This is a genomic window from Streptomyces sp. STR69 (assembly GCF_024519455.1).
Classification (GTDB): Bacteria; Actinomycetota; Actinomycetes; order Streptomycetales; family Streptomycetaceae; genus Streptomyces.
Map to the genome: position 1 here is coordinate 235882 of NZ_JALJRY010000004.1, position 26365 is coordinate 262246.

The 26365-nt window shown below is 71.8% G+C and carries 21 protein-coding genes and 1 tRNA gene; 10 read left to right on the forward strand and 12 right to left on the reverse strand.

Translation table 11 applies throughout. The features are described from left to right. The first annotated feature begins 58 nt into the window (after positions 1-58). Positions 59-1123, forward strand: a complete 1065-nt coding sequence (locus OC490_RS09495; RefSeq protein ID WP_262057393.1) for a sugar ABC transporter substrate-binding protein — start codon at positions 59-61, stop codon at positions 1121-1123. A gap of 1 nt (position 1124) precedes the next feature. Next, positions 1125-2597 (forward strand): sugar ABC transporter ATP-binding protein, encoded by a 1473-nt coding sequence (locus OC490_RS09500; protein WP_262057394.1) that lies wholly within the window; start codon positions 1125-1127, stop codon positions 2595-2597. 21 nt (positions 2598-2618) lie between these two features. Here the strand turns inward: OC490_RS09500 and OC490_RS09505 are convergent, their stop codons facing one another. From OC490_RS09505 to OC490_RS09525, 5 genes are all read right to left on the reverse strand, one after another. After that, complete coding sequence (locus tag OC490_RS09505) at positions 2619-3359, reverse strand: IclR family transcriptional regulator (protein WP_262057395.1); 741 nt, start codon at positions 3357-3359, stop codon at positions 2619-2621. 80 nt (positions 3360-3439) lie between these two features. Continuing rightward, positions 3440-5071, reverse strand: coding sequence for a thiamine pyrophosphate-binding protein (locus tag OC490_RS09510; protein ID WP_262057396.1), 1632 nt, complete (start codon positions 5069-5071; stop codon positions 3440-3442). A 105-nt stretch (positions 5072-5176) separates the two neighbouring features. Further along, positions 5177-7354, reverse strand: coding sequence for a 3-hydroxyacyl-CoA dehydrogenase NAD-binding domain-containing protein (locus tag OC490_RS09515; RefSeq protein WP_262057397.1), 2178 nt, complete (start codon positions 7352-7354; stop codon positions 5177-5179). A 79-nt stretch (positions 7355-7433) separates the two neighbouring features. After that, a complete protein-coding gene (locus OC490_RS09520) occupies positions 7434-8648 on the reverse strand; it encodes an acetyl-CoA C-acetyltransferase (protein ID WP_262057398.1) in 1215 nt (404 codons plus the stop codon). 11 nt (positions 8649-8659) lie between these two features. Beyond that, positions 8660-9841, reverse strand: a complete 1182-nt coding sequence (locus OC490_RS09525; RefSeq protein ID WP_262057399.1) for a CaiB/BaiF CoA transferase family protein — start codon at positions 9839-9841, stop codon at positions 8660-8662. Positions 9842-10284: 443 nt separating this feature from the next. Here OC490_RS09525 and OC490_RS09535 point away from each other — a divergent pair, with 443 nt between their 5' ends. Beyond that, complete coding sequence (locus tag OC490_RS09535; protein WP_262057400.1) at positions 10285-11463, forward strand: saccharopine dehydrogenase family protein; 1179 nt, start codon at positions 10285-10287, stop codon at positions 11461-11463. 356 nt (positions 11464-11819) lie between these two features. Here the strand turns inward: OC490_RS09535 and mmpA are convergent, their stop codons facing one another. The 3 genes from mmpA to OC490_RS09550 all read right to left on the reverse strand — a co-directional run bounded on the left by mmpA (position 11820) and on the right by OC490_RS09550 (position 13883). Beyond that, complete coding sequence (gene mmpA, locus OC490_RS09540) at positions 11820-11957, reverse strand: morphogenic membrane protein MmpA (protein WP_200709604.1); 138 nt, start codon at positions 11955-11957, stop codon at positions 11820-11822. A gap of 86 nt (positions 11958-12043) precedes the next feature. Further along, positions 12044-12733 (reverse strand): endonuclease V, encoded by a 690-nt coding sequence (locus OC490_RS09545; RefSeq protein ID WP_262057401.1) that lies wholly within the window; start codon positions 12731-12733, stop codon positions 12044-12046. Between the two features lie 55 nt (positions 12734-12788). Further along, complete coding sequence (locus OC490_RS09550; protein ID WP_410098600.1) at positions 12789-13883, reverse strand: WD40/YVTN/BNR-like repeat-containing protein; 1095 nt, start codon at positions 13881-13883, stop codon at positions 12789-12791. Between the two features lie 242 nt (positions 13884-14125). Between OC490_RS09550 and OC490_RS09555 the strand changes: the two genes are divergently transcribed. Beyond that, positions 14126-14542, forward strand: a complete 417-nt coding sequence (locus tag OC490_RS09555; protein ID WP_262057402.1) for an SsgA family sporulation/cell division regulator — start codon at positions 14126-14128, stop codon at positions 14540-14542. Between the two features lies 1 nt (position 14543). Here the strand turns inward: OC490_RS09555 and OC490_RS09560 are convergent, their stop codons facing one another. Continuing rightward, entirely contained in the window at positions 14544-15377 is an 834-nt protein-coding gene (locus OC490_RS09560; RefSeq protein ID WP_262057403.1) for an isocitrate lyase/phosphoenolpyruvate mutase family protein, read from the reverse strand. Between the two features lie 339 nt (positions 15378-15716). Here OC490_RS09560 and OC490_RS09565 point away from each other — a divergent pair, with 339 nt between their 5' ends. The 4 genes from OC490_RS09565 (at position 15717) to OC490_RS09580 (ending at position 20365) form a co-directional block, all read left to right on the forward strand. Continuing rightward, the gene (locus OC490_RS09565; RefSeq protein WP_262057404.1) at positions 15717-17339 is read left to right on the forward strand and encodes an ABC-F family ATP-binding cassette domain-containing protein; all 1623 of its coding nucleotides are present in this window, start codon (positions 15717-15719) and stop codon (positions 17337-17339) included. A gap of 134 nt (positions 17340-17473) precedes the next feature. Continuing rightward, positions 17474-18250: a dimethylargininase gene (gene ddaH, locus OC490_RS09570; RefSeq protein ID WP_262057405.1), complete on the forward strand. Its 777-nt coding sequence runs from the start codon at positions 17474-17476 to the stop codon at positions 18248-18250. A 216-nt stretch (positions 18251-18466) separates the two neighbouring features. Further along, positions 18467-19441, forward strand: coding sequence for an acyl-ACP desaturase (locus OC490_RS09575; RefSeq protein ID WP_262057406.1), 975 nt, complete (start codon positions 18467-18469; stop codon positions 19439-19441). 75 nt (positions 19442-19516) lie between these two features. Beyond that, a complete protein-coding gene (locus tag OC490_RS09580; protein WP_262057407.1) occupies positions 19517-20365 on the forward strand; it encodes a hypothetical protein in 849 nt (282 codons plus the stop codon). A gap of 5 nt (positions 20366-20370) precedes the next feature. Here OC490_RS09580 and OC490_RS09585 read toward each other — a convergent pair. Next, positions 20371-20443 (reverse strand) — tRNA-Trp (locus OC490_RS09585). A gap of 93 nt (positions 20444-20536) precedes the next feature. On the opposite strand from OC490_RS09585, the gene OC490_RS09590 reads away from it, so the two are divergent. Continuing rightward, the gene (locus tag OC490_RS09590) at positions 20537-21940 is read left to right on the forward strand and encodes a DUF2201 family putative metallopeptidase (RefSeq protein WP_262057408.1); all 1404 of its coding nucleotides are present in this window, start codon (positions 20537-20539) and stop codon (positions 21938-21940) included. Then, a complete protein-coding gene (locus OC490_RS09595) occupies positions 21941-23767 on the forward strand; it encodes an AAA family ATPase (RefSeq protein ID WP_262057409.1) in 1827 nt (608 codons plus the stop codon). Here the strand turns inward: OC490_RS09595 and OC490_RS09600 are convergent. Continuing rightward, entirely contained in the window at positions 23745-24992 is a 1248-nt protein-coding gene (locus tag OC490_RS09600) for a ribonuclease inhibitor (protein WP_262057410.1), read from the reverse strand. The two genes, OC490_RS09595 and OC490_RS09600, sit on opposite strands and share 23 nt — an antisense overlap. Continuing rightward, positions 24989-26341, reverse strand: a complete 1353-nt coding sequence (locus OC490_RS09605) for an SDR family oxidoreductase (protein ID WP_262057411.1) — start codon at positions 26339-26341, stop codon at positions 24989-24991. Before OC490_RS09605 ends, OC490_RS09600 begins: the two co-directional genes overlap by 4 nt. Positions 26342-26365: the final 24 nt, after the last annotated feature.

Genomic DNA, 26365 nt, shown 5'->3' on the forward strand with positions numbered 1-26365 from the left:
CGCTCCAAGCCCCTCTCCGATCCAAGTCCCCCTGTGGTCCAGCCTGTTGGAGGCCGTGATGCACCCCCGTTCACGTACGTGGTCCGCGGCGCTCGGCGCCCTGGTCCTGTTGGCCGCCGCGGGCTGCGGCAGCAGTGGCTCCGGCGGCGGCAACGGCAGGCTGAAGATGGGGATCTCGGTCGCCAACATCTCCCTCAACTTCGCCCACGAGATGGTGCTTGGTGCGGAGAGCGCTGCGAGCCACGCGGGGAAGGTCGACTTCAAGGCCGTAGGACCGCCCAACACGGACGGACCGGCGGAGGTGCAGCTGTTCCAGAACCTCACCGCGGTCGCCAAGGACGGCATCGTCCTGGAGAACCTCGACCCGCCGATCTTCACCCGGCCCGCCGCCCGCGCCGTCGACCAGGGCATCCCCGTCGTCGCCCTGGACACCTCCCCCACCGACGGCAGCAAGGTCGACTTCTATGTGGGGAACGACAATTACGCGCTCGGCGAGTTGATGGCGAAGGAGGCCCTGAAGCGGCTCGGCACCAACCCCAAGGGCCAGATCGTGATCGGCGTGCCCAACCCGGGGACGCCGGTGCTCGACAACCGGGCCAAGGGCATCTCCGACACGTTCAAGAAGGAGGCGCCCGGCGTCAAGGTCCTCGGCCCCTTCCAGACGTACAGCGATCCCGGCCAGAACTACAGTTCCTGGTCCGCGCAGGTGAACGCGCACCCGGACGCGCTCGCCTTCCTCGGCGTGGGTGACGCCGACAGCTACAACCTCGCCAAGATCAAGAAGGCCGAGCACGGCAAGTGGCTCACGGCCGGCTTCGACGTCGACCCGAAGACCCTGGACGCGGTGAAGGACGGCTCCAACTTCGTGACCATCGATCCGCAGCACTTCCTGAAGGGCTATCTGTCCACGGCGATGCTGATCGAGGCCGTCCGCGACAAGAAGGGCAAGCTGCCCAGCGGTTGGTTCCTGTCCCCCGGCGGGGTCGTCGACTCGTCGAACATCGACGAGATCATCGCGCGGCAGAAGTCGGCGCAGGCGGCCTACGACTGGTACAAGCCGACGATCGACAAGCTCCTCGGCGACCAGGCGGCCAACCTCAAACCGCTCAAGGACGCGCGCTGACATGGTCCACGACGACATCCTCGTGGCGGAGGAACTGGTCAAGTCCTACGGCGGCGTACGGGCGTTGGACGGCGCCTCGATCCGGCTGCGCGGCGGCGAGGTGCATGCGCTGGTCGGCGAGAACGGCGCCGGGAAGTCGACGCTGGTGCGCATCCTGTCGGGGACACTGGGCGCGGACGGCGGGACGGTGCGGTCGGCCAAGGACACCCGGATCGCCGTCGTCTCCCAGGAGTTGAGCCTCTTCCCGGACCTCACCGTCCGCGAGAACCTCTTCCCGCAGCACCCGCCCCTGCGCCTGGGCCTGTTGGACCGGCGGGCCATGGACCGGGCGGCCCGGCCCGTCCTCGCGGAACTCGGCCTCGACATGGACCCGCGCACCGAACTGGGTGAACTCTCGCTGGCCGACCAGCAGTTGACGGAGATAGCCCGCGCTCTGCTGCGCCGCCCCGGGCTGCTGATCCTCGACGAGCCCACGTCGGCACTCCCGGCCTCCGCCGTCGACCGCCTCGAACGCGTCCTGCGCACGCTGACCGACCGGGGCATCGCCGTCCTGTACGTCTCCCACTTCCTGGACGAGGTGATGCGCTTCGCGCGCCGGGTGACGGTCCTGCGGGACGGGCGGGTCGTCCTGGCAGGTGTGGAGCGGGCCGGGGTCGACGTAGCGGAGCTGGTGTCGGCGATGCTGGGCGGGCGGCCGGAGCAACCGCCGCGCCGGGTACGGTCGTTGGTGGACCGGCCACCGCCCGTGGTGCTCTCCGGGGTGACCGTGCCGGGGCGGCTGACCGACGTGACGTTCACCGTGCGGGCGGGTGAGGTGGTCGGGGTCGCGGGGCTCCAAGGGGCGGGCCATCTCGACGCGTTGGCGGTGGTGTGCGGGCGTAGGGCGGTCTCCGGGGGCCGGGTGGACGTCGGCGGGCGGGGGCTGCCGCGCTCGCTGCGGGGCGCGGTGCGCGCGGGTGTCGCCTTCGTGCCGAGCGACCGCAAACGGTACGGGCTGATGGTGGACCGCACGGTGTGGGAGAACACCACGGCGGTCAGCTGGCTGGCGCTGGGCCGGGGCGGGATCGCCCCCGCCCGCTCCGAACTCGTGCGCTGCACGGCCGAGTCGACCGAACGGCTGCGGCTGCGCGGCGGGCCCTACGACCTGGTCGCCCGGCTGTCCGGCGGCAACCAGCAGAAGGTCGTCTTCGCGAAGTGGCTCGCGACCGAACCGAAGATCGTCGTCCTGGACGATCCGACCCGGGGTGTCGACGTCGGCGTACGCGCCGAAATGCACCGCATCGTCGGCGAGTTGGCGGCGGGCGGCGCGGCCGTCCTGATCGCCTCGACCGATCTCGCGGAGCTGACGGAGGTCTGCGACCGGGTGCTGGTGTTCGTGCGCGGGCGGGTCACGGAGGAGGTGCGCGGGGAGCAGTTGACCGAGCACGGGCTGGCGGTGGCGATGCAGCGGCCGGAGGTGGCGGCGTCGGACTGACAGGGTCCGGAGGTGGCCGCGTCAGACCGACAGGCTCCGTGTGATCGCCCGCGCCGCAGCGCACAGCCGGGCCCCGATGCGGTCCACGTCCAGGCGGCGGGTGCCGCCGGTGACGGAGATCGCGGCGATCGGGCGGGAGCCGCGGTCGGAGGCGTAGACGGGGGCCGCGACCGCCGAGATGCCGACCTCGGCCTCCTCCAGGTTGACGCCGTAGCCGCGGGCCCGGGTGAGGGCGAGGTCGCGGGCGAGCTGGCCCGGGAGGACCAGGGTGCGCGGGGTGAGGCGGGGCAGGGTGCGGCGGGGCGGGCGGGGGTCCTGGGCGAGGAAGACCTTGCCGGTGGCGGTGCAGTGGGCGGGCAGTCGGCCGCCGGTGCGGGAGACGATCGGGGTGGCGCGGCGGCCGGTGATCTTCTCCAGGAAGAGGGTGTCGGTGCCGTCCGGGACGGCCAGGTGCACGTTCTCGTGGGTCGCCTCGTGCAGATCGCCCAGATAGGGCAGCGCCACGTCCCGCAACTCCCGTACGGACGGGGAGGACTGGCCGAGGACGAAGAGGGCGAGCCCGATGCGGTAGCTGCCGTCCGTCATGCGCTCGACGAGGCCGAGCCGGACGAGTTCGCCGATCAGCCGGTGCGCGGTGGGCTTGGGCAGCCCGGTGCGTACGGCCAGTTCGGCGAGGGAGAGCGCGGTCCCCGCGTCGCCGCAGGCGCGGAGCAGCAACACCCCGCGTGCGAGCACCGACTTCGGCAGCGGCCCGTCCGTCATGGACCGATGGTGGTCGCTTCCGCGCACGGGTGACAAGGTGTGGGTCACGGTGAGTCGCGACCGCAATCGAAGCGGTATCTCTACGAGGTGCGCAGCGGTACGTCGACGAGCATCGGGCGCGTCAACCCGCTGACCCCGGCGACCAGTTCACGCAGGTGGTCCGCGCTCTCCGCTCGTACCGCGTCGACCCCGAAGAAGTGCGCGGCCACGGTGAAGTCCAGGGCGCCGAGTTCGGTGCCGGGGCAACTCCCCTTGCCGCCCATCGCGTTGTAGGTGTCCTGGAGGGTGCGGTAGCCGCCGTTGCCCATCACGACGAACAGCACCGGCACTTGCTGCCGCGCCGCGCTCCACAGCCCCTGGAGTCCGAACAGCGCGCAGCCGTCCCCGAGGACCGAGACGACCGGCCGGGCGGGGTCGGCGAGCGAGCGGCCGACGGCGGCGCCGATGCCCCAGCCGAGGCCGCCGCCGACGGTGTGGGTGTAGCTGCCGGGGCGGTCGAGTCGTAGCAGCCGACGGAGCAACAGGCCCACGGTGATGGCCTCTTCGACGACCACGGCGTCCGGCGGCAGTCCGCGGGCGACGGCGTGGGCGGCGGCCCAGGGCGCGAGAGGTGCCGCCGAGTAGGCGGCGCGGGCGGCGGACTCGGCGCGGGCCCGCTCGGCGGTGTGCCGTTCGCCGGCGCGCAGGACGCGGGCCTTCGCGGTGTGGTCCGGGACCTGTTCGCGCAGCAGCTCGGCGAGCCGGTGGAGCGAGGGCGCGAGGGAGCCGACGAGACCCGCGTCGGCGGGGAAGTTGCGGCCGATCTCCTCGGCGTCCGAGTCGAGTTGGACGACGGTGATGCCGGGCGGCAGGGCGGGCCCGGGGCTGTAGTGGTGGGGGGTGAAGGCGTGGGCGCCGACGATCAGGACGGTGTCGTACGGCGCGAGGGCGGCCCGGATCGCGTCGTGGCGGGGCGGCAGCATCCCGGCGTAGAGGGGGTGCGTGGCGGGGAAGTTGAGGCAGTCGGCCATCGGCTGGTGGTGGACGGTCGCGCCGCAGGCCTCGGCGGTACGGACGAGCGCGGCCACCGCGTCCTCGCGGCCCACTCCGTCCCCGGCGACGATCGCGGGGCGGGCGGCGCCGCCGAGCAGCACGGCGGCCCGGTCGAGCCCGGCGGCGGGCCCCGGCCGGGGCGGTGTGGTGCGGGCGGGGACCTCTACCTCGATGTCCTCGGCGAGCAGGTCCATGGGCAGGGACAGGAACACCGGCCCGGCGGGCGGCCGTTGGGCCTGCGCGAAGGCGCGGCGCAGGGCGAGGGGCAGGTCGCGGACGTGCTGGATGTCGTACGTCGCCTTGGCCGCGGGCCGTGCGAGGCCGAGGAGGTCGCCGGAGAGCATGGGGTCCTGCTGGAGGTGGCGGCGGTCCTGCTGGCCGGCCGTGACGACGAGCGGGGTGCGCGAACGGCGGGCGTTGAGGAGGCCGATGAGGCCGTTGGCGAGTCCGGCGGCGATGTGCAGGCTGACGAACGCGGGGCGGCCGGTGCCGCGGGCGTAGCCGTCGGCCATGGAGACGACGGCGCCCTCGTGGACGCCGAGGACGTACTCGGGGGCGTTCTCGGCCTCCGACAGGGCGGCGAGGAACGGGAGTTCGGTGGTGCCGGGGTTGCCGAAGATCCGGTCCACGCCCTCGCCGCGCAGGATGTCGAGGAAGGCGAGGGCGGGGCGGTGACCCATGGGGGCTCCTCGGGGGACGGGACCGGTGACCGGTTCGCCGGTCAGCGTCGGGGTCCCGTCCCCGCGAGGCAAGTGCAGCGTGTCGCTCAGCGATACGTCGACACGTCAGCGCGCATCGCTGAACCGCTCGCCCTTCTCGGCCTTCTCCACGAGCAGCGCGGGCGGGGTGAACCGCTCCCCGTAGCGCTCGGCGAGCGCACGCGCGCGTGCCACGAAGCCGGGCAGGCCGCCCTCGTAGCCGTTGATGTACTGGAGCACACCGCCGGTCCAGCCGGGGAACCCGATGCCGAAGATGGACCCGATGTTGGCGTCCGCGACGGATGTCAGGACGCCCTCCTCAAGGAGCTTGACCGTGTCGAGCGCCTCGGAGAACAGCATGCGTTCCTGCATGTCCGTGAAGGGGATCTCGGCGCCCTCGCGGGTGAAGTGCTCGCGCAGGCCCGGCCAGAGACCGGCGCGCCTGCCGTCGTCGCCGTAGTCGTAGAAGCCCGCGCCGCCGCTGCGCCCGGTGCGGCCGAACTCGTCGACCATGCGGTCGATGACGGCCTCGGCGGGGTGACCGGGCCAGGTGCCGCCCGCCTCTTCGACGGCCCGCCTGGACTCGTTGCGGATCTTGCGCGGGAGCGTGAGCGTCAACTCGTCCATCAGGGAAAGGACCTTGGCCGGGTAGCCCGCCTGTGCGGCGGCCTGCTCGATCGACGCGGGCTCGATGCCCTCGCCGACCATCGCGACACCCTCGTTGATGAACTGCCCGATCACCCGTGAGGTGAAGAAGCCGCGCGAGTCGTTGACGACGATCGGCGTCTTCTTGATCTGCCGGACCAGGTCGAAGGCCCGCGCGAGGGCCTCGTCGCCGGTGCGCTCGCCCTTGATGATCTCGACGAGGGGCATCTTGTCGACGGGCGAGAAGAAGTGCAGCCCGACGAAGTCGGCCTGGCGCTCGACACCCTCGGCGAGGACGGTGATGGGCAGGGTGGAGGTGTTGGAGCAGAGCAGCGCGTCGGGCTCGACGATGTGCTGGATCTCCTGGAACACCTTGTGCTTGAGGGAGGTGTCCTCGAAGACGGCCTCGATCACCGCGTCGCAGCCCGCGAGTTGCTGCGGGTCGGCGGTGGGGGTGATGCGGGCGAGCAGCGCGTCCGCCTTCTCCTGGGTACTGCGACCGCGCGAGACGGCCTTGGCGCAGAGCTTCTCGGAGTAGGCCTTGCCCTTGGCCGCCGCCTCCGGAGTCACGTCCTTCAGGACGACGTCGATGCCCGCGCGGGCGCACGAGTAGGCGATGCCGGCGCCCATCATCCCGGCGCCGAGGACGGCGACCCTGCGGACCGGGCGCGGCTCGATGCCCTTGGGGCGGTTGGCGCCGGAGTTGACGGCCTGGAGGTCGAAGAAGAACGCCTGGATCATGTTCTTCGAGGTCTGCCCGGCCGCCAGCTCGACGAAGTAGCGGGCCTCGATGAGCTGGGCGGTCTCGAAGTCGACCTGGGCGCCCTCGACGGCGGCGGCGAGGATGTTGCGCGGGGCGGGGTAGGGGGCGCCGTTGGTCTGCTTGCGCAGGCTGGCGGGGAAGGCGGGCAGGTTGGCCGCGAACTTCGGGTTGGCGGGGGTGCCGCCGGGGATGCGGTAGCCGGGCTTGTCCCAGGGCTGCTGCGACTGCGGGTTGGCGTCGATGAAGGCGCGGGCCTTGGCGATCAACTCGTCCGGCGTGGCGGCCACTTCGTGGATGAGGCCGTTGTCGAGAGCGCGCCGCGGGCTGTACTGGGTGCCCTGGAGCAGCACCTTCAGCAGGGCGTCGGTGATGCCCAGCAGCCGTACCGTGCGGACGACTCCGCCGCCTCCGGGGAGCAGCCCGAGGGTGACCTCCGGGCAGCCGATCTTCGAGCCGGGCGCGTCGAGGGCGACGCGGTGGTGGCAGGCGAGGGCGAGTTCGTAACCGCCGCCCAGGGCAGCGCCGTTGAGCGCGGCGACGACCGGCTTGCCGAGGGTCTCGATGCGGCGCAGGTTGCGTTTGATGGCGAGGCCGCCGTCGAGCAGTTCCTGTGCGGTGTCCGGGGTGACACGGATCAGGTCGCGCAGGTCGCCGCCCGCGAAGAAGGTCTTCTTGGCGGAGGTGACGATGATGCCGCGGATGGACTCCTGCTCGGCCTCCAGGCGGTCGGTGACCGCGGCGAGGGAGGCGCGGAAGGCCGCGTTCATGGTGTTGGCGGACTGGTCGGGGTCGTCGAGGACGAGGGTGACGACGCCGGTGTCGTCCTGTTCCCAGCGGATGGTGGTGCTCTCGGTCATGAGGGGGTTCTCCGTAGAAGTCTCTGGTCGCCGCGGAAGCCTCGGGTGGCCGCAGACAGCGCTGCCGGCCGCCGGGGTCTCAGAGGCGCTCGACGATCGTCGCGATGCCCATGCCGCCGCCGACGCACAGTGTGGCGAGGCCGTAGCGCTTGTCCTGGCGCTCCAGTTCGTCGACGAGCGTGCCGAGGATGATCGCGCCGGTGGCGCCGAGCGGGTGGCCGAGCGCGATGGCGCCGCCGTTGACGTTGACCTTGTCCAGGGACAGGCCCATGTCGCGGACGAAGCGCAGGACGACCGCGGCGAACGCCTCGTTGATCTCGACGAGGTCGATGTCGTCGATGGTCAGGCCGGCCTTGGCTAGGGCCTTGCGGGTGGCCGGGGCGGGCCCGGTGAGCATGATGGTCGGCTCGGAGCCGGAGACTGCGGCGGAGACGATCCGCGCGCGCGGGGTGAGGCCGTAGCGCTCGCCGACCTCCTTGGAGCCGATGGCGACGAGGGAGGCGCCGTCGACGATGCCGGAGGAGTTGCCCGCGTGGTGGACGTGGTCGATCTTCTCGACCCAGTGGTACTTCTGCAGGGCCACGGCGTCGAAGCCGCCGAGTTCCCCGATGTCCGCGAAGGACGGCTTCAGCCGGGCGAGGGAGTCGGCGGTGGTGCCGGGGCGCAGGTGTTCGTCGTGGTCGAGGACGACAAGCCCGCTGCGGTCGCGCACCGGGACGACGGACCGCTCGAAGCGGCCCTCCTTCCAGGCGGTGGCCGCCCGCTCCTGCGAGAGCGCCGCGTACTCGTCCACATCGCGCCGCGAGAATCCCTCGATCGTGGCGATCAGGTCGGCGCCGATGCCCTGGGGCACGAAGTTGACGGCGAGGTTCGTCATCGGGTCGTTGAACCAGGCGCCGCCGTCCGAGGCCATCGGCACCCGGGACATGGACTCGACGCCACCGGCGAGGACGAGGTCCTCCCAGCCCGAACGCACCTTCGCGGCGGCCATGTTGACGGCTTCGAGACCCGAGGCACAGAAGCGGTTCTCCTGCACTCCGGCCACCGTGTCCGGGAGTCCGGCGGCCACGGCGGCGATCCGGGCGATGTCGGAGCCCTGGTCGCCGACCGGGCCGACGACGCCGAGCACGATGTCGTCGATCGCGGCCGGGTCCAGGTCCGGGAAGCGGTCGCGGATCTCGTGGATGAGTCCGACGACCAGGTCGATGGGCTTCGTGCCGTGCAGGGATCCGTTCGCCTTGCCGCGCCCGCGCGGGGTGCGGATCGCGTCGTAGACATACGCTTCGGTGCTCACTGCCAAGCCTTTCACTGAGGGTTTTCGAGGACGCGTCGAGATGTTCCCCGACCGGAGTCCTCAACGACGTCGGCAAGCCGGGGGACGTCCCAGTCACGGGCCACGTCCGAGGTGTCGGCGCCCGGCAGGGCGGGCCCGCCGCGCACCGAGGTGGGCGTTTCGGAGAACCGGGGCGCGGGGGCGGGCTGGGTGATCCCGCCGTGCTCGGTGAAGGTCCCGCGCGCCGCGAGATGCGGATGCTTCGGGGCCTCGCGGAGCGACAGCACGGGCGCCACGCACGCGTCCGTCCCCTCGAAGACGACACTCCACTCGTCTCGCGTGCGGCTCCGGAAGCGGGCCGCGACCGCCTCGCGCAGTTCGCCCCAACGGGTCCAGTCCCGGCGGGCGTCGGCGAAGTCGGCGAGGTCGAGCAGGCGCGTGAACTCGTCGTAGAACCGCGGTTCCAGCGCGCCCACCGCCATGTGCTTGCCGTCGCCGGTCTCGTAGGTGCCGTAGTACGGGCAGCCGCCGTCGAGGAGGTTGGCGGCGCGCCGGTCCTGCCAGCCGCCGGCGGCGAGCATGCCGTGGATCATCGCGGAGAGGTGGGCGGTGCCGTCGACGATGGCGGCGTCGACGACCTGGCCGGTGCCCGTCACGCGCGCGTGGTGCAGTGCGGCGAGGACGCCGACGACGAGGTAGAGCGAGCCGCCCGCGTAGTCGCCGAGCAGGTTGGCGGGCGCGGGCGGGGGCTCCCCCGGGCTGCCGATCATGCCGAGGGTCCCGGTCAGCGCGATGTACGCGATGTCGTGCCCGGCGCGCTGGGCGAGCGGGCCGTCCTGGCCCCAGCCGGTCATACGGCCGTAGACGAGCCGGGGGTTGCGGGCGTGGCAGGCCTCGGGACCGACGCCGAGGCGTTCGGTGACGCCGGGGCGGTTGCCCTCGATCAGGATGTCGGCGCGTTCGACCAGGTCGAGGACGCGCGCGGGGCCCTCGGGGGCCTTCAGGTCGACGAGGACCGAGCGTTTGTTGCGGTTGGTGACGTCGCGCTCGGGGGCGACACCGAGTCCGGGCCCGCCGGGCCGGTCGACGCGGACGACGTCGGCGCCGAGGTCGGCGAGGAGCATGGCCGCGAAGGGGCCGGGGCCGATCCCGGCCAGCTCGACCACGCGCACGCCGGAGAGCGGGCCGTGCCCGGGCGTCGTTGCCGCTGTCATCCAGCCCCCAGCTGTGACACAACTGATGTAACACCGATGATGCTAAGAACGTGTTCCACTCGACACAAGCCCATGACGAGCAAGCGCTTAGTCAAAGTACCGCCGTCGGCCACCCCTGGCCACGGCCGTCCGCGTCCAGTTCGGCCGTCAGACGCTTCGGGGCGATCGCGCGGTAGCTCTCCTCCACCCAGCCGGAAGACGAACACCTTCTTGTTGACCTTCGCGACGCTCTCGCCCCAGGGGCAGTACCGATACGCGGCTCCGCCGCGCGGCCTCGACGACACCCGGCAGCCCGAGGGCGAACTCACGTACTTTCGCCCACTTCTTCAGGGCGTTCCTGGGCACGGCCACCTGCATACCTCCGGGCTCGTCGTCGGGCTCCGCACTCTTCACGCTAGCCTCAGCCACCGACAGCGGCGCGGGCTGCGGGACCCAGGAGTGTCATGAGCAGGCTGAACAGGACGGACCGTCCCTACGACATCGTGCTCTTCGGAGCCACGGGCTTCGTCGGCGCGCTCACCGCGGAGTACCTCGCCGCGCACGCGCCCGAGGGCCTGCGCTGGGCGATCGCCGGCCGCGACGAGCTGAAACTGAAGCGGCTGCGCGAACGGCTGCCAGGCGGCACGAAGGTGGGCGTCCTGCGCGCCGACGTGTCCGACCCCGCCTCCTTGCGCGAACTCGCCGAGCACGCGCGCGTGGTGGCCACGACGGTCGGCCCCTATGTGACCTACGGCGAGGACCTCGTCGCCGCCTGCGCGGACACCGGCGCCGACTATCTGGACCTCAGCGGCGAGCCGGAGTTCGTCGACCTGACGTACGTCCGCCACGACGCACGCGCGCGTGAGACCGGCGCCCGCCTGGTGCACGCGGCCGGCTTCGACTCGATCCCGCACGACCTCGGGGCGTATTTCACCGTCCAACAACTGCCGGAGGGGGTGCCCCTGACGGTGGACGGCTTCGTGACCGCCGACGCGATGTTCTCCGGCGGTACGTTCGCCACGGCGCTGACCCAACTCGGGCGCGGCAGGCAGGTGCTGGCCGCCGCGCGGGACCGGCGACGCCACGAACCGCGCCTGGTGGGACGCCGGGCCACCGCGCCCTCCGGGGCACCGCGGTTCGCGGGGGAGGTCGGTTCCTGGGCGGTGCCCTTGCCGACCATCGACCCGCAGATCGTTCAACGATCCGCCAAGGCCCTGGACCGCTACGGCCCCGACTTCCGCTACCGCCACTACGCGGCCGTACGGCACCTTCCCGTGGCGCTCGGCGGTGTCACGGCGGTCGGCGCACTGGCCACCGCCGCTCAACTCCCGCCCGCCCGCCGCTGGTTGTCCGACCGCCTCAAGCCGGGCGACGGACCGAGCCCGGAGAAGCGCGCGAAGAGCTGGTTCTCCGTGAAGTTCGTGGGCGAGGGCGGCGGCCGACGCGTCTTCACCGAGGTCGCGGGCGGCGACCCCGGCTACGACGAGACGGCGAAGATGTTCGCGGAGGCGGCCCTCTCCCTGGCCCTCGACGAACTCCCGCCCACCACGGGCCAGGTGACGACGGCGGTCGCGATGGGCAACGCCCTCATCGAGCGACTCCGCGCCGCGGGCATCACGTTCCGGGTGGCGGCGACCCGGTGAGGAAACCGGCTCCCCATGCCACGATGAACGCCATGGAGACGCCGTGGAGAGCGACACCGACCGGATGCCCTTCCTCCAGGACGAGTTGAGCTGTCGTCCCGCCCGCGGCATCGGGCCCTGAACTGGCCCCGCCGTTCGAGGAGTTCGAAGCGCCGCCCAGGATGGGCTATAGTTGATCACGAGCCGGTCGCCGGAACACCCGGAGCCTGGTTACGCGTTGGTCGTCCAAGGAAAGATGTCCCGCTTCCTGCGGGGAGATGCAGGTGCAAGGCCTGCCCGGCGCTCAAGTCCGAGCCCCACACCGATTGTTGCGGTGTGGGGCTCGTTTGTTTTCCGCCCCCGCCCGCCAGCCAGGCTCACGGCCACAGCGTGTAGATCATTCCGCCGATCCAGGCGAGGCCCGCCGCCACGGACAGGACCAGCGCGATCGTGACGGCACGCTCGATCGGCTGGCTCGGGTGGGCAACGGGCTTCGGAGAACGGTGCGTTGTCATGCGGCACAGCCTGCCGATCACCCGGGCGCGGCCACATCCGTACAAGTACTCAGAACAGGTACTCAGAACCAACTCGCCGCACGTACTCAGGCAGTGGCCTCCCGCAGCGCCCGCCGGCACAGCGCGTCCGCCCTGCGGGTCGTCTCCGGGAGGCGGTACTCCGGGGTCAACGCGAGGGTGTGGGCACAGGCGTTGTCCAGGGTCACCCGGTGGCCGACGGAGACGAAGACCGGCTTCACGCCCTCGCGGGTGCGCAGCGCGCGGCCGACCTCCTCGGCGTCCGCACGGAGCGGGGACGCGGATCCGCGCGGGACGCCCGGGTCGTCGTAGGTGAAGGTGAAGGGGTTCTTCGCGACGCCGATCGTGGGCAGGCCGGTGAGGACGCCGAGGTGGCTGGCGAGGCCGAAGCGGCGCGGGTGGGCCAGGCCGTAGCCGTCGCACACGACCAGGCCCGGCGGGCAGGGCAGGGCGTCCAACGCGGCCAGCACCGTGGGGATTTCACGGAAGGCGAGCAGGCCCGGCACGTACGGGAAGGAGACGCCTCCGACGGCGGTGGCCTCGGCGACGACCGTGAGGTCCGCCGCGTCCAGCACGACCGCCGCTGCCACCACGACGTCCCGCTCGTCGTCGTAGGCGACGTCAACTCCCGTGACATGCCCGGTCCTTGGCGGCGGCCCCGGTTCGTCGGTCACCACCCGCTCCCGCAACTCGTCCTGAACGGCGCGGGCCTGCTCCTCGGTCGCGGGCCAGCCCGCGGGAATGCGTACGGTCGTCATGGTGGTGCCGAGCGTACGGGGATCTTCGGCGGCGGGGCGCGCCACCAATGAACCGTCAGTCCTCCAGCCGGGCCACGCGGCCCTTCTCCCCCGCCGCCCAGCAGCCCAGGTCGGCCGCGCAGTCCACGGTGTCATAGGAGCCGGTGTCGACGGTCCTCCAGGTGCGGCCGGCGTCGGTCGTGAGGTCCGTGCCGGTGGGGCCGACCGCGAGGGCGGTGGAGCGGCTGTGGGGCAGCCAGGTCACGCCGGAGCGGTAGGCGGGCGGCGGGGTCGTGGCGGGAGCCCAGGTGCGGCCCCCGTCGCCGGTGACGGCCGCCGCCAGCGGTGACGGCTGGTCCGCGGTGTAGTTGCCGCCGACCGCGAGGCCGTGCGTACGGTCGCGGAAGGCGAGGGCGAAGACACCGCGCGCGGGGTCGCCGGCCGGGATCGGGGTGTCGGTCGCCGTCCAGGTGAGGCCGCGGTCGGCGGAGTGCAGGACACGCGCGCGTGCACCCCCGCCGGTGGCCAGCCACACGTCCCGGGGCCCGGAGCTCACCAGGCACTGGCCGCTGGCCGCGAAGCCCGCCTCGCCGTCGAGCGCGGCCGGCATCCCGGTGCTGGGCAGCACCTTCCAGGAACGGCCGCCGTCGCCGGTCGACAGGATGCGGAACTTCCCGTCCACCGGGTCGCTCATCGCGAGGCCGTGGCGGCTGTCGAAGAAGGTCATGCAGTCGTAGAAGGCGTTCGCGTCGGTGTTGCGGAAGGACTCCGTCCAGGTCGTCCCGCCGTCGTCGGTGCGGTAGACGCGGGACGCCTCGCCCTCGCCGATCGCCAGCACCACCGCGCGGTGCGCGTCGAACGCCTCGATGTCCCGGAACTGCAGATCGGCCGCGCCGGACGGCGAGACGTTCCGCCAGCTCGCCCCGCCGTCGGTGGTGCGCAGCACGGTGCCCGCGGTGCCGGCCACCCACGCGGTGTTCCGGCTGACCGCCGACAGTCCCCGGAAGCGCACACCGGCGGCCCCGCTGTCCTTGAGCTCCCAGTGCGGAGCCCGGTGCACCGTCTCCCGTGCCTGCGCCGGTACCGCGGTCAGCAGGGCCAGCGCCGCCGCGCACATCACCCCGGCCGCAGTCCTCCGGTACGTACGTCCCACCCGTCGCGTGTTCCCCATGCGCCTCATGGCGGGCGAAGCTAGCCCACTCCCCGAAGGCCGTCCAGATGGCCTGCGCCCGCCTTGGGCGCATATGGGCGGCGGTGACAGAGGTCACTAGAAATTCGTGTGCACGGATTGGCTGGTTCCGGCGTCTCTTCCAGTGCGGACCCATCCACTCGGAGGTCCGTTCCGGAGTCTTTTCGGGAGTCCGTCCGGCCGTCATCGCAGTCCGCACCGCCGTCACACAAGGGAGCAAGGCGTTGTCCATCGCAATCGAGCAGCTCGTAGAAGCCCGTCTCGTCGCCGCCGCACCGCGGATGACGAGCATTCCCGCCACCCTGCACTACGACCGGCGCGACCCCTTCGCCGTCCGGATGACCTTCCCGGCACCGGCCACCCTGGAGGGCGTCGAGGTCTGCTGGACCTTCGCCCGGGAACTCCTGGCGGCCGGTCTGCACGGCGCCGAGGGCCACGGCGACGTCCGCGTGCGGCCCTACGGCTTCGACCGCACCGTCCTGGAGTTCCACGCCCCCGAGGGGACCGCCGTCGTGCACGTCCGCTCGACCGAGATCCGCCGCTTCCTGCGGGCCACCGGCGAGCTGGTGCCCGCCGGTCTCGAACACCTCCAGCTCGACCTGGACCACGAACTCGCCGAGCTGATGCGGGACGCCTGCTGAGCTACTGCCCCCGGCCCAGCAGCGAGTTCAGCTCGCCGTAGCCCAGGCCCCCCACGACCGCGTCGTAGGTACCCGTGTCCAGCAGCTCCCGCGCGGCACGGCGGACCACGGCGTAGGTGGCCAGGGCGACGCTGGAGCCCGCGCTCACCCGGGCCACGCCCAGCGCGGCCAGTTCGGCGACCGGCGGTGCGCCGGGGCCGACCAGCACATTGAGCGGACCGTCGATCCCGTCGGCGAGTTCCTTGACCGTTCCCGGCTCGACGGCCCCGGGGACGAAGATCCCGTCCGCACCCGCGGCCCGGAACGCGGCGGCCCGTTCCAGGGTCGCGTCCACTCCCCCGGCGCCCCGCAGAAACGTGTCGATGCGCGCGTTGACGAACAGCGGCACCCCCTCCGCGTCGGCGGCCTCGCGGGCGGCGGCGATGCGCTCGGCCTGCTCCCCGACCGAGCGCAGGACGCCCTCACCCCCGTAGGGCGCGTCCTCGATGTTCACCCCCACCGCGCCCGCCGCGAGCACCGCGCGGACCGTGTCGGCGACGCCCGCCGGGTCCTTCGCGAAGCCGCTCTCGATGTCGGCGCTCACCGGCACGGTCACGGTCGAGGTGATGCGGGCGACCGCCTCCAGGGCCCGGCCCCGGTCCAGCCGGTCGCCGTCCGGGACGCCCAGGGCCCAGGCGAGGCCCGCGCTGGTGGTCGCCACGGCGGCGGCGCCCGCGTCCTCGACGAGGCGGGCGCTGGCGGCGTCCCAGGCGTTCGGCAGGACGAGCGGACGCCCCGGTACATGCAGCGCGTGGAAGGCCAGCGCCCGGTCACGAAGGGTGTTGTGGTTCGTCATACGGCCCACTCAAGCAGCCGCGGATGCCCGTCGGCTGGCAGGAATCCGACATCGATGTGTCGGCCGGGAGGCGCCCTCTTAATTGCGTTGACAGGCGGCAGAGGCCCTCCGTAGCGTTTCTCCCGGTCCTGTTGTCGTCGATTGGAGAAGGACGTTGCTCGTCTGAGGTTCTGAGACACCGCGTCACACACCTCTGAGGTGTGTCCGTCGTGTTCGACCTCGGCGTCCGAGCCGTCCTCCGGAACAGGGCCTTCTCTCTGCCCTCCGGGACCAGCCTCCCGCCCCGCGGTGTCTCGCAACGCGTCTGCCCTGACCGCACCGAGCAACCGCGAGGCCCGCATGAGTTCTTCCGTCACCTGTACGTCCCTCTCCTTCGCCTGGTCCGACGGCACCCCCGTCCTCGAAGACCTCGATGTCGCCTTCGGACCCGGCAGAACCGGGCTCGTCGGCGTCAACGGGTCAGGAAAATCAACCCTGTTGAAGCTGATCGCGGGCGAACTCGCCCCGGCCGACGGCACGGTGCGGGTCGCGGGCGAGGTCGGCCACCTCCCGCAGAACGTCACGCTCGACACCTCCCTGCGCGTCGACGAGACCCTCGGCATCGCCGCGCGCCGGGCCGCCCTGCACGCCATCGAGGCGGGTGACGCGTCCGAGGAGCACTTCGAGACGCTCGGCGACGACTGGGACGTAGAAGAACGGGCCCTCGCCACACTCGGCGAACTCGGCCTGGGACACATCGACTTGGACCGCACCATCGGCGAGGTGTCCGGCGGCGAGTCGGTCCTGCTGCGGCTGGCCGCGCTGCTGCTGGGCCGGCCGGACGTCCTGCTCCTCGACGAACCGACGAACAACCTCGACCTGTACGCGCGCAGACGGCTGTACTCGGCCGTCGCGTCCTGGCCGGGCGTGCTGATCGTGGTCAGCCACGACCGCGAACTCCTGGACCTCGTCGACCAGATCGCCGATCTGCGCTCCGGCGGGATCACCTGGTACGGCGGCAACTTCTCCGCCTACGAGGAGGCCCTCGCCGTCGAACAGGACGCCGCCGAACGGATGGTGCGCGTCGCCGAGTCCGACTTCCGCAAACAGAAACGCGAACTGGTCGACGCCCAGGTCAAGTTGGCCCACCGCAGGCGGTACGGGCAGAAGATGTACGACCAGAAGCGCGAGCCGAAGATCGTCATGCAGGCGCGCAGGCGGTCGGCGCAGGAGTCCGCCGGCAAGCACCGCATCCTGCACGAGGAGCGGCTCACCGAGGCGAAGGAACGGCTCGACGAGGCGGTGGAGGCCGTACGGGACGACGACGAGATCCGCGTCGACCTGCCGTACACGGCCGTACCGCCGGGTCGTACGGTCCTGACCCTCCTGGACCTCGAACTCGCCTACGGCGCGCGGGTGGCCGGCGGGCTCGATCTGCGCGGGCCGGAGCGGATCGCGTTGATCGGGCGCAACGGCGCGGGCAAGACGACGCTGCTGCGCACGATCGCCGGGGAACTGGAGCCGGTGTCGGGCGAGGCGACGGCGCAGGTCCCGCTGCGCTTCCTGCCGCAGCGGCTCGACGTCCTCGACGACGAGCTGACCGTCGCCGAGAACGTGGCCCGGTTCGCGCCGGCCGCCACCAACAACCGGGTCCGGGCCCGGCTCGCCCGTTTCCTGTTCCGGGGCGCCCGCGCCGACCAGAAGGCGGCGACGCTGTCCGGCGGCGAGCGCTTCCGGGCCGCGCTGGCCGCGCTGATGCTGGCGGAGCCCGCCCCGCAGCTGCTGATGCTGGACGAGCCGACGAACAACCTCGACATGGCGAGTGTGCGGCAACTCACCACGGCGCTGGAGTCCTACGAGGGCGCGTTGATCGTGGCCAGTCACGATCTGCCGTTCCTGGAGTCCATCGGTGTCACCCGCTGGCTGCTGCTGGACGGGGAGCTGCGGACGATCACTCCGGAGGAGGTGGAGCACCTGGTGTAGGACGGGGCGGCGAGTCTCAGGAGGGCCACAGCCTCACGGCAGGGGTTTTGTCGGCACGGACGGGTGACGCATGATGGCCAACCGGTGCCGCGATGCCGGCGCCGAAACGATCCCGCCGATACGGAGTCCCGCTCGTGCCCAGCCACAAGGCCCTCGTCCGCCGCCCCAGCCCGCGCCTGGCCGAAGGGCTGGTCACGCACATCGAGCGGGAGAAGGTCGACGTCGAGCAAGCCGTCGAGCAGTGGGAGGCGTACGTCCAGGCGCTGCGCACGCACGGCTGGGAGACCATCGAGGTGGAGCCCGCCGACGACTTCCCCGACTCCGTGTTCGTCGAGGACACGGTCGTCATGTACAAGAACGTGGCGCTGATCGCGCGGCCCGGCGCCGAGACCCGGCGCGAGGAGACCGGCGGGGTCGAGGAGGCGGTGGCCCGGCTCGGCTGCTCGGTGAACTGGGTCTGGGAACCGGGCACCCTGGAGGGCGGCGACGTCCTCAAGATCGACGACACGATCTACGTCGGCCGGGGCGGGCGGACGAACGCGGCCGGTGTGCAGCAGCTGCGGGCCGTGTTCGAGCCGCTCGGGGCGCGCGTGGTCGCCGTGCCCGTGAGCAAGGTGCTGCATCTGAAGTCGGCGGTCACCGCGCTGCCCGACGGGACGGTGCTCGGACACATCCCCAAGGTGGACCGGCCCTCGCTCTTCCCGCGCTTCCTGTCGGTGCCCGAGGAGGCCGGTGCGCATGTGGTGCAGCTCGGCGGCGACAAGCTGCTGATGGCGGCGAGCGCGCCCAAGACGGCCGACCTGCTGGCCGACCTCGGTCTGGAGCCGGTCGTGGTGGACATCAGCGAGTTCGAGAAACTCGAAGGCTGTGTGACGTGCCTCTCGGTCAGGCTCCGGGATCTGTACGCCTGACCGGGTGACCGGACCACCCGTTCGGTGCCGGGACCTGCGGTCCTGGCACTGTTCGGGATTCCCCGGCAACGTGGCCTGAACAGCGATCTTTACAGCGCCCTTAACCTACGCTCTCGTAACCTACGGTTTCGTAGCCTACGATTCCGTAAGTTGCACAGACCCCCGGCACCGCTCGCCGGTTTGTTCAGATTTGCACCACGTCCCCCTGGAGTCCCCGTGACGATCACTTCCCCGCACCTCGGCAGCCCCGCAGTCTGGACCGACGCCAAGCTGCTGTACGCGTTGGAAGAAGTCGTCGAGCAGGAACTCAACCGGCACCTCAAGGTCACCAAGGACTGGATGCCGCACGAGTACGTGCCCTGGAGCGACGCCCGCAACTTCCCCGGCTTCTTCGAGGACGGCGAGGCCTGGGACAAGGAGCAGTCCAAGGTCACCGAGATCGGCCGCATCGCCCTCGTGGTGAACCTCCTCACCGAGGACAACCTCCCCAGCTACCACCACGAGATCGCCTCCCTGTTCGGCCGCGACGGCGCCTGGGGCACCTGGGTGCACCGCTGGACGGCGGAGGAGGGCCGGCACGGCATCGTCATGCGGGACTACCTGCTCGCCTCCCGCGCGGTCGACCCGGACAAGCTCGAAGCGTTCCGCATGCAGCACATGAGCGAGGGCTTCGAGTCGGACAACCGGCACTCGATGCTGCACTCCGTGGCGTACGTCGCCTTCCAGGAGCTGGCCACGCGCGTCTCGCACCGCAACACCGGCCACCAGTCGGGCGACCCGGTCTGCGACCGCATGCTGGCCCGCATCGCGACCGACGAGAACCTCCACATGGTCTTCTACCGCAACCTCCTGAAGGCCGCGTTCGAGCTCGCCCCCGACCTCACCATGCAGGCCGTGCGCGACGTCCTCGTCAACTTCCGGATGCCCGGTCACGGCATGCCCGGCTTCGAGCGGTTCGCCGCCCAGATGGCCATCGGCGAGGTCTACAACCTGCGTATCCACCACGACGACGTGATCCAGCCCGTGCTGCGCTTCCTGAAGGTCATGGACATCGACGGTCTCGGCCCCGAGGGCCAGCGCGCCCAGGAGGAGATCGGCCTCTACATGGGCGGCCTCGACTCCGAGGCCTCGAAGTTCGACGAGAAGCTGGCAAACCGCAAGGCCCGGATGGCGGCCCGCGCGAGCGCCTGACCCGACCCTCCTCGGCCCGCTCCGGCGTTCGATTTGCCGGTGCGGGCCGCGGTCTGCCTGCGGCATCATTCCGGCATGCGCGACAACAGCACGTCAGGGGCGGCGGTCGGCTTTCTGCTGGGCCTGATCGACCACGAGGACGCGGACCGGATACGGCGGCGGATCGGCCTGCCCGAGCCGGCGGTACAAGCAACTCTCGAAGCCCGGCAGAACGCCCTGCTCTGGTCCTGGACGAGGACGGCGGTGCCCGCCTCCGTGCTGCTGTGGGTCCTGGAGCAGGACGATCCGGAACGGAACCAGTGGGTCTGGCGGCACAGGTCGGCGGACAACGCGATGCGGCGTGCCATCGCACGGGGTGTGCCGTTCGGCCCCGACCGTGAAGCGCTGGTGACCGTTGTCGACGGGCTGGGCCCGGAGCTGGCACCGCCGGTCCCCGAGAACTTCACCCGCTTCGGCCTGGTCGGCGCCCTGCGCGAGGGCACCTCCATGCAGTCCGCGCGGACGGCGGCGTCGATGGTGCTGGAGCGCTCCGACTGGCGTGCGGTCACCGAGGCGGACCGGAACCGACCACTGCCCGGTTACGCGCGCTGGGCACTGTCGATCCGGCCGGACTGCCCGCCCGCGCTGCGCGCGCACTTCGGCACGCACCGCAAGTTCACCCACCGGGTGCGGAAGGCCGGGGTCCTGGACGGCCCCGCCGACTACGCGACCTCTTGGGGCCCCGCGTCACACGTACTCAACGTGCTGTCCACCGGACAGTTGATGTTCCCCGCGCGCGTGGGCGAGGCCCAGGAGGCGCTACGACCGCTCGTGCGCGACCACTTGGGCGACCGCGAGGACGCCTGGGCCGTGCTGGCGCAGCTCATCGACACGTTCCAGGGGAACGCGGCGGAGCTGGTGATGACGGCGGGCGCGATCGCCTGAGGGGGCGGGGCGGCTGGATTCGAACCAGCGTGATTCCGGTTCTGGAGACCGGTGCGTCTGCCTCTGCGCTACGACCCCACCCTTGGGGCCAGAGCGTAATGCCTTGGCCCGTTGTCAGTGCGGCCTGGTACCAATGTGGCACTAGGGGAACTGCGGCGCGGGGGGCGTGGGATGGCGTACGGGGAGCGGGGTCGGCGTACTCCTGTGGTCGATCTGGCCGACCGCAGGGCGCTGGAGCGGTACCGGCCGGCGGACCCGGCGAAGGTCGCGGAGGCGCGGCGGCTGAAGGAGGCCGCGCTGCTGGACTTCGGGCTGACCGAGTCGGCGGTGGCGTCCTGGCTGTACGCGAAGTGCCATCACCAGATCCCGACCACGGCGGTGGACACGGCGGCCGTGGTCGCCTCCGGCGACGGCTCCTGTCTGCTGCTCTTCAACCCGGACTTCTTCGTCGGACTCGGCCTGGACGGCGTGAAGTTCGTGCTCTTCCACGAGGCCCGGCACCTGGTGCAGCGACACCTGTTCGCCGACCCCGAGCTGCGCGAGGACCCGGTGTTCGAGCTGGCCGCAGAGGTCTCCATCAACCATGTCGCCCTGGTCCGGCTCGGCCGGACCGAACTGCCCCTGCTGGACGGCCGCCCGACGGGCATCGACCCACGGCGGATCCACGACCTCTACCAAGAGGACCTCACCACGCACGGCCTGGAGCCCGTCCCCTACGAGGAGTTCGTCGCGACCGACATGAAGGTCTACGGCGAGCTCAAGCGCATGGCGCATCCCCCGGTCCCGGAGCGGCACCTGTGCGTGCACCTGATGGGCGGGTGGGTACCGGCCGACCAGGAGACGGTCGACGCGGCGACGTCGTCCGCGCTGCTGAACTCCCTGCTGGCCGCCCGGCGCGGACACGCGGGCGCGGAGCGGGAGTTGCTCGACCTGATGAGCCGTACGGAGGATGGTTCCGCGCGGGCCGCCCGGATCTGGGGGAACCTCGGCGCGGGCGTCCTGCGCGGCGAGACGGCACGCACGCGTACGGTCCACTGGTGGCAGCGCTGGCTGGTCGACGTCCTCGGCTCGAAGCTGCGCGACGGCGAGCGGCTGGTGTACCCGAAGAAACGCGGCGCCCTGCTCGCGGCCCTCGGCCAGGACCCGATGCTCTCGCGGCGCGGCCCGGTCCGCGACAAGGTCCTGGTCATCGCCTACGACACCTCGGGCTCGATGCCTCGGCAGGTGATCACCTGGCTCACCGAGCTCGTCGGTCGCATCGACGGAGTCGAGGCGCACTGGCTGTCCTTCGACGCCGTGGTCATGCCGTTCACACCGGGCGAGCGGGTGTACGGCGGTGGCGGCACCAGCTTCCAGGTCGTCGCGGACTACGTGGAGGGGCGTACGGAGGTGAACGGCCGCCGGTTCGACGTCACTCCGGACGCGGTCGTGATGCTCACCGACGGGTACGCGCCGCCGATCGCGCCCGCCGAGCCGGACAAGTGGATCTGGCTGATCACCGAGGGCGGCAGCGAGTGGCCCGAGACGCACACCCCGGCGATGGACTGCCATCGCGTCACGACAGGATCGCGGTAAATGAGCACGGAGACAGGGCAGTTGACGGCAGCCGAGGGCAAGCGCGACCGGCGTGAGCTGTCGCGTCTGGAGTCCTTCGTCGACGCGATGATCGACCTGGGGCAGACCGGGCAGATCTTCGGCGAGCACGGCATCGGCAAGACGGCGACGTTCTTCTCCCACATCGGGCGCGCCCACCCGGGCACCGCGCTGGTGTACGTCCCGGCGGCCAATCTGACGCCGGACGACCTGTTGATCAACGCTCCGGTGCGGGACCCGCGCACCGGTGAACTCGTGCTGCGGCAGCTGGTGATGAGCCAGTTGAAGCCGGGCACGCCGTTCGTGCTGCTCATCGACGACTCGCTGCAGGCGGGCGACACGATCCAGTCGCAGCTGATGCAGATCGCCTGCAACTGGACGCTCGGCGAGCACGATCTGCGGGCGCTGGGCTGTGTCGGTGTCTTCCTCACGGACAACGAGTCGCTGTCGGAGACCTCCGCCCGGCGCGGCGATCTCGCGCTGCTCGACCGCATGGTCACGATGCGGATCACGGCGAACGACACGTCCTGGCGCCGGCATCTCGCCGCCAAGTACCGTCCCTGGGACCTGAATCCGGTGTTCGCCGTGTGGGCGTCGCTCTCCCCCGCGCTGCGCGAGCTGCTCTCCCCGCGCACGCTGGACCATGTCCTGGCCAACGCGAAGGAGGGCTTCCCGCTCCGCTGGGGCCTGCCCCTGATCGACGGCGAGCGGCTGCGGCTGGCCGAGCCGGGCGCCGACGGCAGGCCCGGGCAGAACCGCACGACGGAGATCCTGGACCGCCTCGCCCAGGCCCTCGGCGTGCCCAACCCGGCCACGATCCCCGACCCGGTACGGCAGGTGGTGCGGGCCGCGCTGCGCAACCGCTGGACGGTGCTGCTGCAGGGCCCGCCCGGCTGCGGCAAGACGGAGCTGGTCCGGGAGACGGTCCGCGCGGGCCTGGGCCGGGAGCCGCTGTACTTCTCGCTGCCGGTGACGAACGTCGAGGACCTGTGCGCGCCGATCCCGTCGCCGGACGGCACCCTGGACAACCTGCTGGCCGCGAACTTCACCGGGCCCGACCCCAAGGCGATCGTGTGGGACGAGTACAACCGCCCCAAGGACAAGGCCGCGTTCGCCAAGCTCATGGAGATCACCCAGGAGTGGTCACTGGCCGGCCGCCGCATCGAGAACCTGCGGGCGCAGATCGCCGTCCAGAACCCGCCGTACCATCTCGGCCGCAAGCTGCTGGTCTCGCGGAACAACATCGCCCAGGCGACGCGGTTCACGGCCTCGCTGACGGTGGAACCGGACGACATCCCGGCCAACGAGTGGCTGCTCGCGCGGTACGGCTCGGACGCCGAGACGGTGTTGGAGTGGTGGAAGCACGACATCGACGACGACGGCCGCGCCTGGATCACCAAGCGCACCCTGGAGCGGCTCATCAAGCTGCACCGGAAGGGGCTGCCGCTGGAGATGGCGACGGTCTATCTCGGCGACGGCGAGTACGCGCCCGTGCCGCTCACCGCCCTGATCGACCGCTTCAAGGGCCGCCCCGTGACCGGTCTGCGTGAACTGGCCCGCGACGCGGACCGCTGGGAGGCCCGGCTGCGGCGCGCCGCCGAGCACACCGACGAGGGCGGCGACGACAGCGACGTGGTCCACCAGATCCTCGCCAACGCGGAGCTGTCCCAGCTGAAGAAGCACCGCGCGGTGGTGGCCCGCATGGTGGCACTGCTGCCGGCGAAGCTCCGGGCGACGTATCTGGTGGGGGCGTCGGCACAGCAACAGCGGTTCTGGACCGACGTGTTCACCGGGCTGGCGCGTCGCTGACCCCGTGGTCGCCCTCCCCGGGCCGCGCCGTGCGGTGCACGCTGCGTACGGCGGCCACGTCGGGGGCGAGCGGTGGTGGCGGGAGGTGGGCGGTGAGGGATTCCAGGCGGCGTTTGATGCTGGCGGCGATGCCCTGGCCGAGGACGAAGCGGGTGGGGGTGAGCGCGCCGGGTGCCGTGTCGAGGAGACGGTGGGCCTCGCGGCTGCGCATCCCGGTGTGGGAGAGGACGAGGTGGGTGAGGCGGTGCTCGGCGGCCACGAGGGTGCGGGCGATGGTCTCGGCGGCGGACAGATCGACGTGGTTGTCGGCGGCGTCCAGCACACCCGCCGCCCGGACCCGGCCGAGGTCCAGCAGGCCGACCCCGGCCCCGGTGGCCGCCGTCACCAGCCGTGCCGCGGCCCGCGGACCGATGCCGTTGCTGGCGACGGACAGCCGGGTGAGCCGTCCGTACGGTGCCCGTGCCAGGGCGTCGGCCAGCCGGAGGGCGCCCGCATCACCCAACTGGGCGGCGGACACGTAGAGTTCGTCGATCGCGCCCGCCGCGACGACGACGGCGAGCGGTGCGGCACCGTCCGCGCCGAGCGGGTTGCCGCCGACGAAGAGCCGCTCGATACGGCGCCCGTTGCCGGCGGCTGCCAGCAGCGCGTCGGCGAGGACGGTCACGGCCGCCGGGTCGAGCCCGGTCTGCACGAGGTCGAGCGTGCGCAACGACCGCGCGGACTCGATGAGTTCGGCCGCCGCCCGCCCTCCGCCGCTGCCCAGGGGATTGCGCTTGAGCCACACACCGGTCACGACCTGTGGCGAGGCACGCAACCGGTCGGCGATCCGGCAGGCACCGCCGGCCGTGATCCCGTTGCAGCCCAGGTAGAGCGTCTCGACCTCACCGCTCCCGCCCGCCACGACCTCGGCACCCTCGTCACCGAGCCCGTCGGTTCCGAGCAGCAAGTGCCTTACGGGCGAAGGCCCTTGGGCCAGTGCCTCGGCGACGCGGGCGGCGCCCTCCGCGCCCAGTCCCTGTTTGCACAGGTCGAGCCGCCCGTCCGGCAGCGCCGTCCCCACGGCGAAGTCCAGCCGCTCCCCGGCGGGCCGCCCCGCCCGCAACCAGTCGAGCAGCGGCCCGAGTTCGGCGACCGGACGTGGCGGCACGTACACCACACCGGCGAAGCCGACCGCGCCCGAGGCCTCCGCCTCGGGTCCGTCCGTGTCCTCCGCGTCCCCGCTCACCACGCCGCCTCCCGATAGTCCTTGAGGAACACCCCGGACACCGGATCCCCCGACTCGCCGCGCACGATGGGGTCGTAGACGCGGGCCGCGCCGTCCACGATGTCGAGCGGCGTGCGGAAGCCGGCCCCGGCGATGCGGCTCTTCTTGGGGGCGGGGTTCTCGTCGGTGATCCAGCCCGTGTCGACGGCGCACATGTGGACGCCCTGGTCGGCGAGTTCGGCGGCGCTGGTGCGGGTGAGCATGTTGAGCGCGGCCTTGGCCATGTTGGTGTGCGGGTGTCCGGCCGTCTTGTTGCGAACGGCGAACCGACCCTCGACGGCGGTCACGTTGACGACGTACCGGCGTGGGCGCGGTGACGCGAGGAGCAGCGGCAACAGCCGGTCGCACAGCAGGGCGGGGGCGAGCGCGTTGACGAGCTGGGTCTCCAGGACCTCGGCCGGGTCGAGAGCACCGAGCCGCGCCGACCAGGAGTTGTCCGGGGACGGGTCGGGCAACAGTCCGGCCTCGTCGGCCTCGCGCAGTACGACGGGCAGCGCCGAGGCCCCGCCCGCGAGCATCCTCATGGGTGTGAACCCCGGTGCCTGGCGGGCCCGTTCGGGCAGTGCGTCGCGCTCGCCCGCGGCCAACAGGGCGTACGACTGCGGGGGGCGTCGTACCGTCTGCGCGGCGTTGTTCACGAGGATGTCCAGCGGTTCGCCCGTCTGCCGCAACTCCTCGCACAGGCCGAGGACTTGGCGCGGGTCGCGGAGGTCCACGGCGAGCACCGTCAGCCGGTCCAGCCACTTCTCGCTGCCGGGCTCCGCGTGGAACCGGCGCACGGTGTCGTGCGGGAACCGCGAGGTGACCTGCACCTCCGCGCCGTCCCGCAGCATCATCAGGGCCAGTTGGAAACCGATCTTCACGCGCCCGCCGGTGAGCAGCACCCGGCGCCCGCTCAGATCCGTACTCAGCGCACGGCGGGCGGTGTTGTCGGCTGCGCACTCGGGGCACAGCCGGTGGTAGAACGAATCCACCTGTCGATAGGGCGACTTGCAGACATAGCAACCGCGCGGCTTGCGGTAGACACCACCGGCATCCCCGTGAACCGTCTCGCCGGTCGGACGCAGCGCGGCGTCCTCGCGCCGGTCCGCCGATCCCGTCGCCGTCGCGGCCATGGTCGCCGCGTCGGCGGCGGACACGTCGGCGCCGCGCGCCTTGCGGCGCCGCAGTCGCCCGTCCCTGGCGAAGGACGCGGCGACCTGTTCCGCGCGCAGGCGCACCGGATCGTCGGCGGGCAACTCCCGCAGTCTGCCCACCGCGTGGTGGAAGGCGGCGAGTTCCGCCTCGGTGATCCCGCCCTCGTCAGTCATCGATTCCCGCCCCGGCCGTGCTCC